This window comes from Serratia sp. AR11, from assembly GCF_056376275.1.
Window position 1 is genome coordinate 982,000 of the sequence record NZ_CM150739.1, and the last position, 17,574, is coordinate 999,573.

The window sequence follows — 17,574 nt, forward strand, 5'->3', positions numbered from 1 at the left end:
GCACACTGATTATTATGTCACTGAAAAGAAGGAGTAGGCTTTGGATATCATCATTTTTTTCAAAACCCTAATAATAGGCATTGGTGCAACGCTGGTCATGGATTCGTGGTCGTTATGTCAAAAGCTCATCTTAAAAATTCCACCGTTAAACTATGCGCTGGTTGGTCGCTGGATTTTATGGCTTACACAAGGAAAATTCAGGCATCACACCATTCTTTCAGCGTCACAGATACGAGGAGAGAATATTACTGGCTGGGTATTCCATTATCTGACCGGCATACTTTTCGCGGTTATCCCACTTTTGCTTAACGGAAGGGGCTGGCTCCATGACCCCTCTCTCTTCACGGGCGTGTTAACAGGTTTGTTAACTTTAATTGCTCCGTTCTTAATTTTGCAACCCGCGTTTGGCTTTGGGATCGCTGCCTCCCGTACACCTCGTCCATGGGTGACGCGTTTGTTAAGCCTGATTACGCACCTTGCGTATGGTATTGGGTTATATGGCATTACCGCTGTTATGGCGTCATCATCATAGCGATATTGAGCAGTTCAAGTGTCAGAACACTCACTTTTATTGCCTGGCACTGACCCTATCGCTGTTTTGATAAGCCGGATGAACAGAAAGTTATTAATAGGCGGACAATTTCAATGTCCGCTCTTCGCTTTAGCAGACTTAGTTACTCTTCAGTCGGTCCACTCCGTCCTAGGTGCGGACCAGAGTATTGTGGAAGATTTCAGTTCATCATCCCTTTTGTTGACTCAAGTTACTGGTTAAATACCCAAGCGTATGGTATGTGTGAAATCTCGGTGAATGGGAAGTTAGTTGTAAGGAGATGTATGGCGACTAGTTACATAAGTGAACACAGCGCTGAGTACTATTTAGTACCAGCACTAAAGGAGATTTTGCAGGAACAATATAGCCATGTTGCTCCTGTGTTTCCGTGGATATCTCGAGAGTTTAGTAAGATCTCAAGACAACTTCATAAAGATGATCTGTTTCATGTGCTAGTAATGTTTCCGCGCAGGCCAAAACTTAATGATCCAGATAGTGGTGAAATATATGTCACCATTAACTTGGAACTTGAAAATTTTAATAAAATAGGGAAGGAAAAAGGAGTTCCAGTGATAGCCGGTTGCCCTAGAGCAGTAGATATATGGGAACTGTCTAATTGTCAGAGTTACGCATGGTTAGATCTGGCACAAAGTAATTATCATGAATATTTAAATCCAATAAGTAAGATGAAAAAAAATGGATGTTTGCTAAAAAAAGAGGACATTCTAGCCCTTGTAAGGAACAGTGCTATTTTTAACTTGGAGTCTTTTAAAGATTTCTTTCGTGATGTAAAAAAAACTCAACCTTACGGGATGTATGGCAGTCAATATAAGGCTGTATACTTTCTGATTAAGATACACTGATACATAAGAATGCTACCGCTTTCGGCCGCTCATTAACTCAGCGTTAATGTCCGCTCCTCGCTCATAGCCGCCGAAGTCCTCTACGGGAGTTTCAGCCAGGATCGTCTACCGGTGCGGAGTCAGCCACCAATGGCTAGGAAGTGCCTAATTTACCCATGGCGATTCGATACGCATTGATATTGGCTCTATATCTGCATTCATAATCTGAAGGCCAAAGGTTCAGTCCCTAGCTAACACAATACCGCAACCCGCCCACCAATCATTCCCAGCACAGCCCCGGCATCAACCCCAAGCAACCGAGCGTTCAAAGCAAACTCCACCACATCGAGTTTGCGCTCGCCGTTCTCAACCTTGGCGATAAACGACTGCGAGCATCCCGAAGTATTTTTATAACTAATTGATACTCGGTTGAATAAACTGAAGTCATGGCGTTTTCCGGGAGTGATATCCCAAAATCGAATATCTGCCATTATCCCAAAAAGGGATTATTGAGCAATAAGTTAACAAAGATGATTAATCATTATGGATAAACGCGGCTGTTACCTGGCGGACGTTAGCGTCTTATTAAGTAAGGGGCTGCGGTAGTGAATGCTATCCACAACCCCCATTATTATTAAATACATATTCTAAATTATTTCTTAACCATAAGGTGTTTACGTTCCTCTTTACTCATCGCCTTGTTTGAGCTGGAAATAACGCAATTGTATTCCTTCCCTTTATTAATAATCATAAAGGTACTAACGGGGTTTTTAAAATCCTTGCCGATGGTGAAATAAACATAGTCCTGCGGCAGAACATTGGGTTTAAAGGCACCAAAGGCATAAACCCCTTCAAGACCGAGTGGGGATAAATCAACCGTCAACTCCAGCGGTTGCGTAGCCATCGGGGAGGGCAGCATCGATTTCGCGGACATTATCATCGAGCTGGGGTTAACGGTGTATTCGCTGGTGACTTTCATCCCGACATACTTGGACGTCGGCATAGAAAGCTCCTTCATGCAGGCCGCGTCGTGTTGTGGCTCGGGGCTGCCATTCTCCTGCACGGCATGCACGTGTTCCAGGGTAACCGTCTCTTTGCCGGTCACCGGTTGTTTGCTGTCTGCTGCGTGCGCCATGCCGGTCATTGCGATGGCGGCAACGGTAGGTAAAATAACGCCAGTTATTATTTTCATTACTTTGCTCCTGACTTTATGATGGGAAGTTAATATTAACTTTCCCGTGTGTGTAGCCGATGGAATTTAATTAATGAAATCATAGGGTGCTCTGCGTCGCCTTGTGTTGCCACAGGGCATGACACCGCTCTCCCGAAAAATAACTGGCGTTTTTTAAGATGAATATAATCAGTGGTTAATAAGATTGGTTACGGATCTTCGTCAGCCCATGGGCTTATGATTTGTATGAATAACCTTAGTCAATAACTGGAATAGATACAAATCGCCGGATATAAATTTATTTTTAATAGTCACAAACTATAAAAATAATAAGCCAATGGATTATACCTATTGGCTTATATATACATGCTTATTATTACGCTGTTGGTATTGTCACCTATAGCTAAGGCTTTTTCAGCCACGGCAGCATGCGCACCAGCGCATTGTCCTTAACGATATAGTGATGGAACAGCGCGGCGGCGGCATGCAGCCCAATAAGCCAATAACCGAAGGCCGCCAGCGTCTTGTGCCAGCCGATAATCATCCGCGCCTGCGGCCGATCGGCAACCTCGGCAAAGGGCATCGGCAGGCCAAACAGAAACCACTCTTTACCGCCCAGATAGCGGGAATAAACCCCCAACACTGGCAGCGTCAGCAGCAACAGATAAATCAGGCTGTGCACCAGATGCGCCGCGCCGGTTTGCCATTTAGCAGGTTTCGGGCTGATGACAGGGCTGGTGTGGCGCCAGCGCAGGAATAGACGGGCGATCATCAATACAAAAACCGTCACCCCACAGCTGAAGTGGGTCACCACCAACACGTACCATAACGGGGTGCCCGGTATGGTAAATCCTCTTAGCTCAATCGTCGTGCAGGTGATGATCAGCAGGATCGCCACCAGCCAGTGCAGACGGATCTGCATCGGCATATAAGAGTTCTGCACCGGGTTGCCTTTGAATGTTAAATCACAGTGCTGATGAGAGTAACCAAATGTTACAGAGGAGGAAAGCGCCGGATGTGAAAATCATCCGGCGCGGGCTTCGACTCAGTTGGCCTTGGCTTTGGCGAAGTCACTGCCGTTAACGTCAACCACATAGCCGCTGACGTTGCTGCGGGTGGCGTAGAACACCTTGCCGTTAGCCAATGGCAGCAGGGGGAGCTGTTTGGCAAAAATCACCTGCGCCTGCTGGTAAAGCTTGGCGCGTTCGGCCGGGGCGCTGACCGAAATTGCCTGCTGGATCAGCTTGTCATAGCTGCTGTCGCACCAACGGGCCGCATTGGCACCGGTCTGCACGCCGGCGCAGTTGAGCAGCGTGGCGAAGTTGTCCGGGTCGCCGTTATCCGACATCCAGCCGTACAGTGCGCTCTGCTGTTCCCCTTTGCGCAGCCCGGCCAGGTACTGGCCCCATTCCCAGGTGACGATTTTGGCCTTCACGCCCACTTTTGCCCAGTCGTTTTGGATCATCTGGGCGATGCGGCGTGAGTTAGGGTTGTAAGGGCGGGCTACCGGCATTGACCAAATATCGGTCTCAAAGCCTTTTTCCAGCCCGGCCTGTTTCAGCAGATCCCGCGCCTTCTGCGGATCATAGGCGTATTCCGGCAGCTTGTCGTTGTAGCCCAGCATGCCCGGCGGCAGTATCGAGTTGGCCGTGGTGCCACTTTCTTTAAACACCGCCGCGACGATGGCCTTTTTGTCCACCGCGTAGCTTAGCGCCTGGCGCACCAGCACGTTATCAAACGGCTTCTTCTGGGTGTTGAACGCCAGATAGCCGACGTTCAGGCCGTCGATACTGTGCAGCTGCAGGTTTTTGTCGTTCTTGATGGCGTCAAACTGTTCCGCCAGCGGGGCAGGGATAATCTGGCACTCGTTGGTTTTCAGCTTCGCCAGCCGGGTTTCCGGGTTTGGCGTGATGGAGAAGATCAGGTGCTTGCTGGCCACTTCGCCCTGCCAGTAATGCGGGTTGGCGATGTAGCGGATCAGTGAATCCTGTTTGTACTGTTGCAGCGCGAACGGACCGGTGCCGATAGGCCAGTTATCGACGTTCTCCGGCGTGCCTTTTTTCAGCATGGCATCGGCATATTCAGCGGAAAGGATCGAAGCGAAGTCCATGGTCCAGTCCGCCAGGAACGCGGCGTTAGGCTGGCTCAGCGTAAAGCGCACGTGGTCGTTATCCACCGCCTCCACTTTGGTGATCAGTTTGTCCAGCCCGGTGTCGGTAAAGTACTCGTAGTTGCCGCCGGACACCTTGTGATACGGATTATTGGCATCTTTTTGGCGCATCACGGTGAACACCACGTCCTCGGCGTTGAAGTCACGCGTTGGGGTGAAGAACTTGTTGCTGTTGAATTTCACGCCCTTGCGCAGCGTAAAGGTGTAGGTCTTGCCGTCCGGGCTGATGGTCCACTCGGTCGCCAGTGAGGGAGCGGGGGTTTTATCGCTTTCACGCAGCGTCAGCAGGCGGTTGTACAACACCTGCGAGGTGGCGATAAAGGTGGTTCCGGAGCTCGATAGCTGCGGGTTGAAAGACTCCGGCGAGGCCACGGTGCAGTAGACCAGGGTATCGCTGGCGGCCAGGGCATGGCCCGCCGTCAACAGGCCGGTTCCCGCTAATAACAGACCCATAGTGCTTGGTTTTAAACGCATAAAATGGATGGCTCCCTCAGGTTGATTGAGGACACTGCCGCCGCATTGGCATTCAGGCAGCCCTCAAATTAAATATAAGTGATTGATAGCAGATATGGGAACTGGGGGATGAGAGTTCTCTCCCGATCTGTTGCTTCGTCATGTGCCGGTTGGTCAGGCAAGTTTGCGGTATGAACAGGTTGTTCTATATTCATGAAAATGATAATAAGTGTTATTATCATTTTCATTTGTAACTGAATCGAAACATCTTCAGTGCGCTGTGGCCGTTGTTTTTAGTGGTCCACGCCGTCTCGTTTTTACCTGAACCAGGGAGGTCAGGCACGCCAACCACAATAAGCAGGAACACGCCGGGCAGTCTGCCAACGGGTCGCCCAGCCGTGTCCAGCATTCATCCCGCTTTGGCCGCTATCAAACGTAATTTGCGGCGGCGGGGTTTTGGCTTGTGTTGTTTCAACATTTGTTTATGGCTTTTCAAAGGTAGGTAACATGTCGGGAACTGTTTTAGCTACTGAATGGCTGCCGCTGACACCGGCGCAGTTAGACTTCTGGGACGAATTTACCTTGCACCCCAGGCAGCCTTTTTCCACCGTTGCCCACGTCAGCGAACTCCGTGGCGCGGTGGATGAGCTGGCGCTGGCTCGGGCAATCACGCTCACCATGGCGGAAACGCAGGCGTTTGCCTTGCGGTTTAGCGCCGGTACTGGCGATAGCCCGCCGCTGCAGCGTTACGACCCTCAATCGGTACCGGCCTTGCAGCAAATTGATCTGCAGGCGCAGTCCGATCCTTATCAGGCGGCGATGCGGCTGATGCAGGCGGATGTCGAACGACCAATAGATTTACGCAGCGAACCGGTGGCGGCCGTATGGTTGATCAAACTGGAGCCGTCGCGCTACCTCTGGTATCTGCGCACTCATCATATTGTGATCGATGGCTTCGGTATGGCGTTGGTCGAACACCGCTGCGCCACGCTATACGCGCATTTCCTTGGCAACGGCGCAGTGGGGCAGGCTCTGGGCACCTTCAGCGCTTTCCAGCATCATGAACTGGCCTATGCCGCTTCTGAACGTTGCTCAAAGGATCGGCTTTTTTGGCAGAACTATCTGCCGCCGTCGCAGACCTTGCCGACGGTGCGCAAAGGCGGCCGGGAGTACGGCGTGAAATGCCTGAGCACCAGCACGGCTCTGCCGGAAGAGATTTCGCTGCGGTTGCGTGAGCTGTCGGAACGCAGCGGCATTGGCTGGCCCGATCTGCTGTTGGCGCTGTCCGCCGCCTGGCTGTTCTTTACTTTACCGCCGTTGCCGCATGATAAAGGCGATACGCGCACTCTATGGATGCCGGTGATGAACCGCCGCAGCAGCCAGGCGACCAATACTCCGGCGCTGGCGGTTAATACGCTGCCGCTGTTGGTATCACTGCGCGGGGAGGAGACGCTGGGGCGTTTTCTGTCAGACATGGCGCAGAGGCTGCGCGAGCTGCGCAGTCACGCCGGTTATCGCTTGCGGCAGATTGCTGCCGATCGCGGCGTGACACCGGCTTCGCGTTTGTTTATCTCTCCGTTTATCAACGTTCAGCCGTTTGATCCGGCCGGTTTCAGCGGTTGCACCAGCACGCGTCGGGTACTGGCCGGCGGATCTGGCGACGGCGCTAACCTGACCTTCCGTGGCCGCACTGACGCCGGCGATCTGTATCTGGATATTGATATTTACGTGCAGCAGTTCCCCACGGCTGGGGTTGCCGACTACGGCAATGCCCTGCAGGAGTTTTTACTGCGTGCGTTGCAGGAAGAGGCGTTGGAGACGGCGGTCGGTGAACTGGTGGCGGTGGCTGCCTGATGGCGTTCCGGTAGGGGTCGAACACGTTCGACCCGATTTACCCTTGGGTGATGTGAGAGGGCGCAGCATGCAGCGCCCCTACGTTTAAACAGTGTTAACGCGCCAGTAGCGCTGCGACCTCCCGGGCATTTTTGCAGGGGATCAGCAGCGTGGGTGGCAGACGGGTGCCGAAGGCGTCGTTGAGCTGCGCGGCCACCTGCCGAATGTGCGGCAGTTTCAGCCCCATGCTGATAAAGGCGGTTTCATCCCCCCATTCCGGGCGCGGCGTTGCGCCGATGGTCTGCAAATAGATAGCTAAAATCTTGCCGCTATTGGCCGGTGCTGCGCCTGGCAACGGTGCGGCGCAGGCGTTTAACCCCGGTGCCGCCCGTTCGGCGCTGAAGGCGGCGCGGATGCGGTGGCGGTCTGTCTTACCATTGCCCGAAAGCGGCAGCGCTTCGGCGTGGATAAAGCGCGTCGGGATATGGGTGCAGGGCAGGTAACCGGTTGAGAACGCGCGGATCGCCGCCAGCGACAGCGATTCGCCGTCGTGAGTGAGGTACATCGCCCCGAGCGTGGCTTCGCCGTTATCTCCGCCGGGGTAATCCACCACCACGATGTCGAGGATCGCCTCGTGTCCACGCAAGACGTCTTCAATCTCCGGCAGCGAGACGCGCACCCCACGGATTTTCACGTAGCCGTTCACCCGGCTGGCGAACAGGATATTGCCATCGGCACGATAGTAACCCTGGTCGCCAGTGCGGAAGGCGCGTAGCGGTTGGCCGTCTGGCCCCTCCAGCGTGACGAAATCATGCTGTTTTAAATCACCGTCTTCCAGATACCCCAATGCCAGATTCACCCCGGCAGTATGGATGCGGCCGACCACACCGGCCGGGCAGTGGCTGCCGTCGTCATGGCAAATAAAATACTGGTTGGCTGGCAATGGCTGGCCATAGGGCACGGTTCCTGTGTCCTGCGGTGCTATCGGGTGCCAGATGCTCCAGATGGTGGTTTCGGTTGGCCCGCCGAGCGAGAACAGGCTGATATCCGGGCGCAGGCCACGCAATTGCTGCACCGTGGCCGGTTTGATGTAGTCGCCGCCCTGAGCCACCAGCCGCAGCGAACGCAGGCTGTCTTCGGTTTTACAGGTGAGCAGCATCTCCAAAATGGCCGGTACCGAACACCACAGGCTGACGCGATGGCACTCCACCAGTTGGTTCCAGCTGATGGCGTCTTTTTCCTGATGCGGTGCCGGTAACACCAGGGTCGCACCGGCGCTGAGCGAGCCGAACAGATCAAACATCGACATATCATGGTGCGGCGGCGTGACCGAGATCATCACGTCATCGGCGGTGACCGCCCAGCGTTGCAGGGTCTGGCCGATAACGTTAGCGGTGGCGCGGTTGTTGAGCACCACGCATTTCGGCTTGCCGGTGGTACCGGAGGTATACAGGTAATAACTGGCCTCGCTGCTGGCGCTGCGCTCGGTCAGCGTCTGGCGGTCCGGCAATGTTGCGTGGCTTGCTGACGGAGTGAGCAGCTCTGCCGGTGTTACCCCGTTCGGCGTTTCCAGTTCACCACGCTGTACCACCAGGTCCGGCCGACAGTTGGTCAGCAGATAAGCGGTGCGCTCCGGCGGCGAGTTAATGTCGATCGGTACCCAGATAATCCCCAACAGCGCACAGGCCAGCGAGATAGTGACATGCTCCGGGCTACGCGCCAGATACAGCGCCAGTACGCTGCCAGGCCCCAGACCACGCTGTTGCAGGTTGGCCATTACCGCGGCGACCTGCTCGCCTAGTTGCGGGTAAGTCAGGGTTTGTTGATCGCAGATCAGCGCCGGTCGTGGCTGCGGATCGTTAAACAGTCGTTCAGCCAACTGAGCAAGATAAGGGTAGGCACTGTAGGTTGTTTCGCTGTGGTTATGCCGGTAATGCTGATAATCGATAAATTGCGCCGGGGCAATTTCCAACTCGCCCTGTTGGCACATCAGCATCACCCGGCGCTGCAGCGCGTCCAGCATCGCCTGCACCTGCTCGCCGTCCAGCGCTTGCTCGGCATAGTCAACGCACAGCAGCAGGTTTTTGTCGGCATCCTGCGTCAGCCGGATATCGATCGCCACCTGCGGCGTCTGGGTTACGCCGTCAAAATAACGCACTGGTGCATGGGCCGGCAGTGTCTCCCAGCCCAGACAGTTGGTGAGGATTACCGGCAGCGCAGGAGATCCCTGACTGTGGCTTTGTAGCTGCCGCGCCAGATCAACGCCGGAAAACGTCAGGTGGTCGAGTGCGCCCAGCACGTCGTCTTGCAGCGCCTGCGCGCGGCTGACAAAGCTGCCGCCAAGGCGGGTATAACGTACCGCCACGAAGGTGGAAGCGTTACTGAGTGAGCCATCCGCCGCAGGAAATGCCACCGGCACCCCAACGCAAAGCTCGCCGTCGGTGGTCCACTGCGCCAGCGTATCGAGGATCAGCGCCGAAAGGCTGCTGTTGCGCAGCAGGGCATGGGCGGACCCCAGGCGAGAGAACTGTTTCAGTACTTCACGCGGCAGGGTCAGGTTGGCACGGCGGTAACGCGAAGATTTGATATTGGCCAGCGGAGTGCGCCACGGCAACGCCGACGGGGTGGTAATGTCCTGCAGCTTGGCCTGCCAGTAGGCGGCGTCGGCCTGACGCTGCTCTGCCGTGGCGATGGCCGGTGGGCTGGTGGGGGCGATGGGCGGCAGCGTGGCGTCGTCAAACAGCCGGGCGATCACGCTGGAGATACCCTGACCGTCGAGAATTAGCGCGTCGAAGCTGGTGAAAATCACACTGTCGTAAGGGTTGCCTGCCACGTCCTGCATCTCTGGCAATTGAATGGCGACAATACGCCACAGCGGCTGCGCGGGATCGTGGCGCTGGTGCGAATATTGCTCACGAAGGTCGGCCAGATGTTGTTGTGCAGCCTGATGATCGAGCGCCCGCAGATCCTGTCGATCCAGGTTCAGCGTGGCTTCCGGCCGAACATGCTGAGTAAAGCGCTGGGGATCGATGCAGGTGCGAAGCGCCGCGTAATGTTGTACCAGCTCCCTCAGCCGGGCTTCCAGCCGTGCCAAATCCAGCCGCAGGCCGTGATATTCGCGAAAGTCGTGCATTGCCACGCCGCCGAGCGGCCATTGTTCGCTGCGGCCGAGCAGATAAGCCTGCTGCAGCGTGGTTAATGGTGTCTCCATGGTATTTCCCTATTGTCGCTAACCAACGAAAAGAATGCGGAGCGCGTGAGGCTACGCGCCCGTCACTGATATCAGGCTTTGGGTGTCAGTACCTTCAGCAGCATTTGCGCCCCCTCGGCGGCGTTGGGCGCCTGCCGGCAGATCAGCGCAGCAAGGGCCGCCGGGGATGGATTAGCCGCTACGTCCGCTGGGGTCAGCGCCACCGACAGATATTTGTTAACCACCGCCAGTAATGCCGGCAGCCCGTCCTGCGGCAATGGCAGGGCGTTGATGTCGTCGTCATCACTCAGTCTGGCGTCCGGCACCACGCGTGCCAGCAAACGATGCAGCAATTGGCGCACCGGCATTTGGCGGGCCAATGCCGCTGTGGAACACTCTGCCAGCCACTGCGCCAGCGGCAGATTGAAGCTGCCCGGTTGGTTGGCGGCCTGTTTCAGCAAGGCGCCATAGGTGGCAAACAACTGTGGCAGCAGCCCATCCGGGAAGGCATCCAGTCGCACGTCCCAGTTGATCAGAATGCCGCCGTTGGCGTGCGCCACCTGGGCATCCAGCGCCACCTGCGGTCCCTGGGAAATCACCCATTCCAGCGGACCAAAGGTGCGGGTGACATTGCCTGAGAACAGCGCTTTGCCGCGAATGCCGAAACCGGCGGTAAATACCACCGGCGAGGGCTGCATGCTGCCCTGCAGGCGCGACAGATCGCGCATCACGCTAACGCCCGGATAGTCGGCATGGGCGATCAATTCTGCCAACTGCGACATCAGGCGTCGGCAGAAGGCGGGTAGATTTTCTGCCGGATCCAGCTCCACGCCGAGCAGCACCAAATTGGAGAAGTCACCAATCAGGTTGTCGACGCTCTCTTCGGCACGATGGAACAGCGGTACGTTCAGCCGAAAGCGCGATAGCTTCCAGCCGTGGCCAACGGTGACGGCGAACAGCGCTAAAAACAACGATGAAAGCGTGATGCGGTGCGCTTTGGCGACTTGCTCCAGGGCTTTGGTTTCTGTGGCGCTCAGTTGCAGCGCCAACCGATCGCTACGGCAGCGATCCGGGGTACGCAGCAGGTGCGGTGCGGGCGGCAACTGGGCTAGCCGCTCACGCCACCAAGCCTGCGCGCGGGTGCGGTGTGCCTGAAGCTCGGTGTCAGCTTGCTGCCGCTCCAGATAGTCAAAGTAGGCAATGCCATTGTCGCTCGGTGCAGCCGGGCATTGATGATAAAAGCGCGCCAAATCCTCCATCAGCACGCGAAAGCTCATGGCATCACCGGCAATCATATCCAAATCGACATGCAACCTGCTGTGGCCACCCGGCAGCAGACTGAGGCTGATATCACAGGGGATACCCTGTTCCAGCGGCAGCATTTGGCTGCTTTTCGCCAGCCGTTTTTCGGCAAGCCTGTGGGTAACATCGGCAGTGTCCGCGTGGCTAAAATCGTCCAGATGCAGGCCATGTTGCGGGCCGCAGGGGGCGATAGTTTGTTGGCCATCGGCGGTGACCTGCAGGCGTAACATGGGGTGATGCAGGTAAAGAAGGGCAACGGCCTGTCTCAGTCGTTCGACATCCAGGTCGCAGCAGTTAAATTCCGCATACAGGTGGGCACTGACGCCCCCCAGTGGCGCTGCGGATTGCCGGCCCACCCAGTAGGCGGCCTGCATCGTGGTCAAGGCTTTCATCGGGTTTCCATCAAGATTTAGAGACTGTAAGAATATATTGCAATGTTAATGGGAATGAAAATTATTACTATTAATATTTATTATGATAACGCAGAGGAATAATGGGGTTAATGCTGGGCGGTACTCAGGGAGATAAATTATTAACTCTGATATGGTTATGTTTTATATTCATTTTAAATGAAATTATTGATTTTTTAGTGATGTGATTCTTTTGCTTTACCGATCTCCTTTCTGATTGTTTTCCCTGGTATTCATTCACTCAAGTGATAATGATTTGCATTAAAATATGTAAAATATTATCATTATTAACAATTCTTTACGTTTCCAGACAAAAATCAGCCTCTACCCGCTGCGTATCGGGGGTGGGGCGTTTGTCTGCGGCAAGGATATGCAACAGCAAGGTCAGGAAGGCCGCAATGCCATTGTCAGTGTGAAAAGCAGCGTCGTTACCTATGTGAAAACAATTAAATTTTTGTGCATCTGGGATGAAAGGAGAATACATCTATGAGCAAGCATTCAGCGGCTCAAAGGCATAAAATCGTAGGAAACAAGGAAAAAGCAGGCTTACAGGTCATCGGGGCATTTTCCTCACTCTTTCTGGGTCTTTGCTCTCTGTCTGTCGGCAGCGTTAACGCCGCCGCCGTGGACGAGAAGGTTCAGGAAACCGCAGACAGCAAACGTAACGACAACTGGCAGGACTCCGAGAGCCTGCTGGTGACCGGCGAAAAAATCAAACGCAGCATTTTTGATACCGGCTCCAGCGTGCAAGTGTTCGACAGCGAACGCATTGCCTCTATGCCCAATGCGTTGCAGGTCCCTGATTTACTGAGGATGACTGCCAACGTCATGGATGTGGGCATCGGTAACGACCTTCCGACCGTGCGCGGTATCGATGGCTCCGGCCCGAATACCGGTGCCAATGCCTTCCTCAGCGGCACCCGCCCACGTCTCAATCTGTCATTGGATGGGCGTTCATTAACCTATAACGAGCAGGCCTACGGCCCGCAGTCGCTGTGGGATCTGGATCGCGTAGAAGTCTTCCTCGGGCCGCAGAGCTATATTCAGGGGCGCAACGCCATTGCCGGCGCCATCGTGATGGCCAGTAAGGATCCGACCTTTGACTGGGAAAGTGCCTTCAAGGGGGGCGCGGGCAACCAGCATTCTTCACAACTGTCCGCCATGGTCTCCGGCCCGCTGGTGGAAGACCAACTGGCGTTCCGCGTCAGCGTCGATCGTCAGCGCCGCCGTAGTGACGTCGACCTGCCTGCCTATGAGCCGGTGGGCGATCCGCGCGAGGTTGAAGCCACTACCGCCCGTGCCAAACTGTTGTTCAACCCGGCAGGCATGCGCGAGTTGACCACCAAGCTGACCTTTAACCATTTTGGCAGCACCTCACCGCAAAACGAGAGCCTCAATCCGCTGGTTCACCCGACCAGCCTGCGTCACGATCCGCGCCGTGCGGTATTTAAAAGCAACACCAACAGCGGCGTCTGGGATCTGGCCTGGGAGCAATCCGACAGCCTGACGCTGGAAAACCGGGTGATCTATACCGACTTCAATATCAACCGTCCTACCGCTTATGCCTTGCCGTACGCCGATATCGGCGGCAAAGAAGTGCATGTGGAGCCGGTGGCGCGCTTTGGCGGGCCGGGCAGCCGCCTGCACGGGCTGGCGGGGTTGCGTTACTTCCATGCCAAGCAGGATGAGTTCGTTAACATTTTCGGTGGTTCCACCTTCAAGGATAAAACCGACACCAATTCGGTGTTTGCCGAACTGACCTATGCCATCACGCCACAGGTGGACCTTACCGCCGCCAGCCGCCTGGAGCGAGAGCACCGTCAGCGTACCGGTGGCAGCAAGGCCGTACGTATCGACTTCGACGAAACCTACGACGTGTTCCTGCCGAAGCTGGATCTGGCCTGGAAACCGACGGATACCCAGACCTACGGCGCCAAGGTGGCGCGGGGTTATAACGCCGGTGGCGCGGGCATCACTATCGGCACGCCGGTGGTCAACTACACCTACGGTTCCGAGTATGTCTGGAACTATGAGCTCTACACCCGTCACCACCTGAAAGACGCCAACGTCATTCTGACCAGCAATATTTTCTACAACGACTACAAAGACATGCAGTTGCCGTACTCCCTGGGGCCAAACTCATCGGTGATCCGCAATGCCGACAAGGTGGAAACCTACGGTGCGGAGATGGGGGCGACCTGGCAGCCGCGCTGGGACTTCGAGCTGTTCACTAACGTTGGCCTGTTGAAGACCAAAATCAAGAAGTTCTCGGGCAGCGGCGTCGATGGGCACGAACTGGCGCGTGCGCCGGCTTATACCGCCAACATGGGCGCCAAGTACCAACTGATGGCCGGGCTGGAACTGGGCGGCAACGTGGCGTTCTCGGATTCCTACTACTCGCAGTACGACAACGACTCACGCGGGCGCATCGGTTCTTACTGGTCGGCGAATACCCAACTGGCGTACACCTTCGCCTATGGGCGCGCCACCCTGTATGCACAGAACCTGTTTGACTCGGAGCGTCGCGTGATGGTCAGCAGCAACGACGTGTACACGGCGACTCAACAGCGCCCGCGCATGATTGGCGCGGCACTTGAACTGACATTCTGATGCGGTAGCAGCCAGTCTGCACAAGGGGCGTACCAACACCCCTTTTCATGACTCGCGTTCCCCGATGTTCCGGCGTGGCCGGGCGCAAGGAGATAGAGCAGTGAGCGGTTATTTTGACAATATTCTTAGCGATGACGAAGCCCAGCGTTTGGATCTGGCGTTCCAGACGCTGGGTGCGCGGGCGGCGGATGCCTCTCAACCCTTGAGTGAAGCGGAAGAGCTGGCGTGGTTCATGCACCAGCAGCGGGGCGATGGCAGCAGCCAGCAGGCAATGGCCTGGCGCCTGGGTGGCGAGCCGGATATCGGCCGTTTGGTTAGCGCGCTGGAAGCCCTGACGCGGCTGATGCCTGAACTGGACGTTCGTTATGACTTCGATGACGAACAGGGGTTACGCAAACTGCGCGGTAACGCGACGCTAAACCCGGTGAGCATTCAGGCGGTGCTGGACGAACGACAGGCGGTTAGCCGTTTGCTGCAGGCGCAGGCCGCTCCTCTCGAACTGGCGCGAGAAGCACCGATACGTTTCCTGCTGTTCACCGGCACCGGAGCGATATTAGGCGTAGTGGCGCACGATATTTTGGCGGAAACGCTGTCCTGTCGGCAATTATTGACCACGCTGTCGGCGCTGTATAACGGTATTGAGCCGACGCCGAGTTTTGCCATCATTCCTCCGGTGCCGACCCTGGCGGAAGCCAGCGAACTGGCGCTGCCGTGGCCGCGTCAGGCGATGGCCCTGCGTGATTACCAGACATCCGCCCCTCAGGATGAGCTGTTGGCTCAGGCCGGGGTGCGTATAGCGACTCGCGTAGCGCGCAAAATCTTGCCGGCTGCAGACAACCCGGCGACGCTGCTGGCGGCGATTGCCGTGCGTTTTGGGCGCTTTATCAGCGCCCAGTCCGGCGGGCAACCGGTGCAACTGAGTGTGCCGCAGGGCGATGCGCAGCAGGCGAGCGGTCTGGACGCCTGGATGAGCACTGCGCAACTCAAACGTCTGACTCTGGGGCCTGTGGATCCTGAGGCGGAAAGTCACCTGCTGGCACAGCAAACGGCGGAACGGGCTAATCCCCAACTGGCCCAACTGTTGGTGACCTGGCTGGCGGACTCGTCGGTGGCGTTGCAGCTTGACGGTGTCAGCGCCGAACGACTGTTGCTGCCACCACTGCATACGCCGTTTGAAATGGTACTGGCCCTGAGCCTGCCGGATCCGGACACGGTGGTGCTGGAACTGGTTACGGATCCCCGTTTAACCCCACATGCCGCGCCTTTCCTGCTGGAGCAGTTTGTTGCTTTCCTCGCCGGACGGTTAATAACCACGGCGCTGCTTCCTGCCGCTGAGCAGCCGTCAACCTTGCACGAGAGCGTTTTGGCGACGCAAGACGCGCAAGCAGAAAATGCCGAGATTACCCAACTGATCCTGGCAGAATTCCGTGACGCGCTGGTCGCACCGGAGATGACCGCCGATGAAGATTTCTTCGATCGCGGCGGGCACTCGCTGGTGGCTACCCGGGTTATCGGCCGCCTGCTCAGCCTGCACCGCATCGAACTCAACATTAACGATCTGTTCAGCCACGCGACCGCCCGTGGATTGTCGGCTTACGCCAAACGTCAGGCAGTGGCGGAACCGAGCGCACCGCAACTTGCCGCGCAACCACAGGGGGAGGCGGTTCAGGCGCCGTTGTCTCTGGCGCAGCACTCCTTGTGGAAGGTCTACGAGGCTTTCGGCCACGACGAAATTTTCAATCTGCCATTCGCCATCTGTTTCCTTGATCCGGTGGATGAAACCGCGCTGCGTCAGGCGTTTATCGACGTGATGACCCGCCACAGCGTATTGCGTTCGCTGTTTATCGACCGCGACGGCGAGGTATATCAACAGGTGGTGCCAGCCGCTGACCTGCTGGATTACGGCTGGTTTTATTTCTCCGATGAAACACCGGCCGGTAATGCCAGTGAGTTGTTGGCCAGGGCGGGGGATCACCGTTTTGATCTGACCGCCGAGCTGCCGCTGCGCGCGACCTTCCTGCGGGATGCCGCCACCGGTCAGCAGTTGCTTTCGCTGCTGTTCCACCATGTGGTACTCGACGAGTGGTCGCTGAACCTGATGATGGACGAATTGGGGGTTGCCTATAGCCAGCGCGTGGCGGGGCAAGCGCCGCAGTGGAAAAGTGCCGTGCCGCAGTTTCACGCCTTTGCCCGGCAGCAGCAGGCGGGCGGCGTAGTACAGCAGCACCTGGATTACTGGCTGGATAACCTGCGCGACGCGCCGGTCGGTCAGCCGTTGTTCCAGCAGCAACCTTCGCACCACCCTGCGGTACCGGCCGACGCCGATGTTGACGGCGGCTGGCTGGAGTTTGACGTCGACCCGGCGGTGGCCGATGGGCTGTACGCGCAGGCCAGAAAGAACAACGCCTCACTGTTCAACGTGGTCTACGCCGGGATTACCTCGGCCCTGCGCCTGCTCGGTGGCCCGGCGGATCTGCTGGTGGGCACTTCCACCTCAGGCCGTAACGACGCCGAGTTTTTCGACACCATCGGCTACTTCACCACTGTGGTGGTGCACCGGGTACGTTTCGCCGAACAGCTAACGGTGGCGGGCCTGATTGATCAGGTTAAAAACACCATCAACGGTTCCATGCCCTACACCGATATCCCCATCGATCTGGTGGAAGAAGGGCTGTTTGGCGTTGATGCCGATCGCAAGAATCACATGTTCGAAGTGTTCATTCAGATCCACAGCCGCATCAAGTTGAATGGGGCATTCACCCTGCAGGATGGCAGCAGGGTGGCCTACCGTCAGGTAGAGCCGGAGAAAACCGCATCGCTGCTCGGTTTGCAGTTTGAAGTGATGGAAGAAAACCTCGATGGCGCGAAATCCCTGCGCGTGATGATGACCTACCGCACCGATCACTACACCGCGCAACAGGCTGAGCTGATCGCCGGCAGCATTCAGCACGTGTTTTCACATTTTGCCCAGTTGGCCGACGGGGATATGCCGCTGGCAGCCCTGCCGCCGGTACCACGGCAATGACACTGTTCACCCTAACTG

Annotated in this window: 10 protein-coding genes and 1 pseudogene; 5 read left to right on the plus strand and 6 right to left on the minus strand. The window is 56.3% G+C overall.

The features are described from left to right. Window positions 1–40: 40 nt before the first annotated feature. On the plus strand, window positions 41–532 hold the full coding sequence (locus tag ACSOSI_RS04650) for a DUF2938 domain-containing protein (RefSeq protein WP_261128402.1): 492 nt from the start codon (window positions 41–43) through the stop codon (window positions 530–532). A 302-nt stretch (window positions 533–834) separates the two neighbouring features. Then, the gene (locus tag ACSOSI_RS04655) at window positions 835–1,413 is read left to right on the plus strand and encodes a hypothetical protein (protein ID WP_375189322.1); all 579 of its coding nucleotides are present in this window, start codon (window positions 835–837) and stop codon (window positions 1,411–1,413) included. Between the two features lie 230 nt (window positions 1,414–1,643). Here ACSOSI_RS04655 and ACSOSI_RS04660 read toward each other — a convergent pair. The 4 genes and pseudogenes from ACSOSI_RS04660 to ACSOSI_RS04675 form a co-directional block, all read right to left on the minus strand. Beyond that, window positions 1,644–1,840 (minus strand): annotated as a pseudogene (locus ACSOSI_RS04660) (helix-turn-helix domain-containing protein). 204 nt (window positions 1,841–2,044) lie between these two features. Further along, on the minus strand, window positions 2,045–2,584 hold the full coding sequence (locus ACSOSI_RS04665) for a hypothetical protein (RefSeq protein ID WP_476706618.1): 540 nt from the start codon (window positions 2,582–2,584) through the stop codon (window positions 2,045–2,047). A 382-nt stretch (window positions 2,585–2,966) separates the two neighbouring features. Continuing rightward, window positions 2,967–3,491, minus strand: a complete 525-nt coding sequence (gene cybB, locus ACSOSI_RS04670; protein WP_012005415.1) for a cytochrome b561 — start codon at window positions 3,489–3,491, stop codon at window positions 2,967–2,969. A gap of 117 nt (window positions 3,492–3,608) precedes the next feature. After that, on the minus strand, window positions 3,609–5,207 hold the full coding sequence (locus ACSOSI_RS04675) for an ABC transporter substrate-binding protein (RefSeq protein WP_261131101.1): 1,599 nt from the start codon (window positions 5,205–5,207) through the stop codon (window positions 3,609–3,611). A gap of 486 nt (window positions 5,208–5,693) precedes the next feature. Between ACSOSI_RS04675 and ACSOSI_RS04680 the strand changes: the two genes are divergently transcribed. Next, the gene (locus ACSOSI_RS04680; protein ID WP_476706619.1) at window positions 5,694–7,040 is read left to right on the plus strand and encodes a condensation domain-containing protein; all 1,347 of its coding nucleotides are present in this window, start codon (window positions 5,694–5,696) and stop codon (window positions 7,038–7,040) included. A gap of 94 nt (window positions 7,041–7,134) precedes the next feature. On the opposite strand, the gene ACSOSI_RS04685 is transcribed toward ACSOSI_RS04680, so the two are convergent. Together ACSOSI_RS04685 and ACSOSI_RS04690 are read right to left on the minus strand one after the other, a co-directional pair. Next, window positions 7,135–10,230 (minus strand): amino acid adenylation domain-containing protein, encoded by a 3,096-nt coding sequence (locus tag ACSOSI_RS04685; RefSeq protein WP_476706620.1) that lies wholly within the window; start codon window positions 10,228–10,230, stop codon window positions 7,135–7,137. A gap of 71 nt (window positions 10,231–10,301) precedes the next feature. Next, the gene (locus tag ACSOSI_RS04690; protein WP_476706621.1) at window positions 10,302–11,903 is read right to left on the minus strand and encodes a condensation domain-containing protein; all 1,602 of its coding nucleotides are present in this window, start codon (window positions 11,901–11,903) and stop codon (window positions 10,302–10,304) included. A 504-nt stretch (window positions 11,904–12,407) separates the two neighbouring features. On the opposite strand from ACSOSI_RS04690, the gene ACSOSI_RS04695 reads away from it, so the two are divergent. Both ACSOSI_RS04695 and ACSOSI_RS04700 read left to right on the plus strand, forming a co-directional pair. Next, window positions 12,408–14,531, plus strand: a complete 2,124-nt coding sequence (locus tag ACSOSI_RS04695; RefSeq protein ID WP_476706622.1) for a TonB-dependent receptor — start codon at window positions 12,408–12,410, stop codon at window positions 14,529–14,531. Window positions 14,532–14,631: 100 nt separating this feature from the next. Next, entirely contained in the window at window positions 14,632–17,556 is a 2,925-nt protein-coding gene (locus ACSOSI_RS04700) for a condensation domain-containing protein (protein ID WP_476706623.1), read from the plus strand. Window positions 17,557–17,574 lie beyond the last annotated feature (18 nt).

What these genes read in the sequence shown, in the direction of transcription:
- ACSOSI_RS04680 (WP_476706619.1), top strand. Translation starts at nt 5,694, where the DNA reads ATGTCGGGAACTGTTTTAGCTACTGAATGGCTGCCGCTGACACCGGCG.
- ACSOSI_RS04690 (WP_476706621.1), bottom strand. Translation starts at nt 11,903, where the DNA reads ATGAAAGCCTTGACCACGATGCAGGCCGCCTACTGGGTGGGCCGGCAA.
- cybB (WP_012005415.1), bottom strand. Translation starts at nt 3,491, where the DNA reads ATGCCGATGCAGATCCGTCTGCACTGGCTGGTGGCGATCCTGCTGATC.
- ACSOSI_RS04655 (WP_375189322.1), top strand. Translation starts at nt 835, where the DNA reads ATGGCGACTAGTTACATAAGTGAACACAGCGCTGAGTACTATTTAGTA.
- ACSOSI_RS04685 (WP_476706620.1), bottom strand. Translation starts at nt 10,230, where the DNA reads ATGGAGACACCATTAACCACGCTGCAGCAGGCTTATCTGCTCGGCCGC.
- ACSOSI_RS04665 (WP_476706618.1), bottom strand. Translation starts at nt 2,584, where the DNA reads ATGAAAATAATAACTGGCGTTATTTTACCTACCGTTGCCGCCATCGCA.
- ACSOSI_RS04695 (WP_476706622.1), top strand. Translation starts at nt 12,408, where the DNA reads ATGAGCAAGCATTCAGCGGCTCAAAGGCATAAAATCGTAGGAAACAAG.
- ACSOSI_RS04675 (WP_261131101.1), bottom strand. Translation starts at nt 5,207, where the DNA reads ATGCGTTTAAAACCAAGCACTATGGGTCTGTTATTAGCGGGAACCGGC.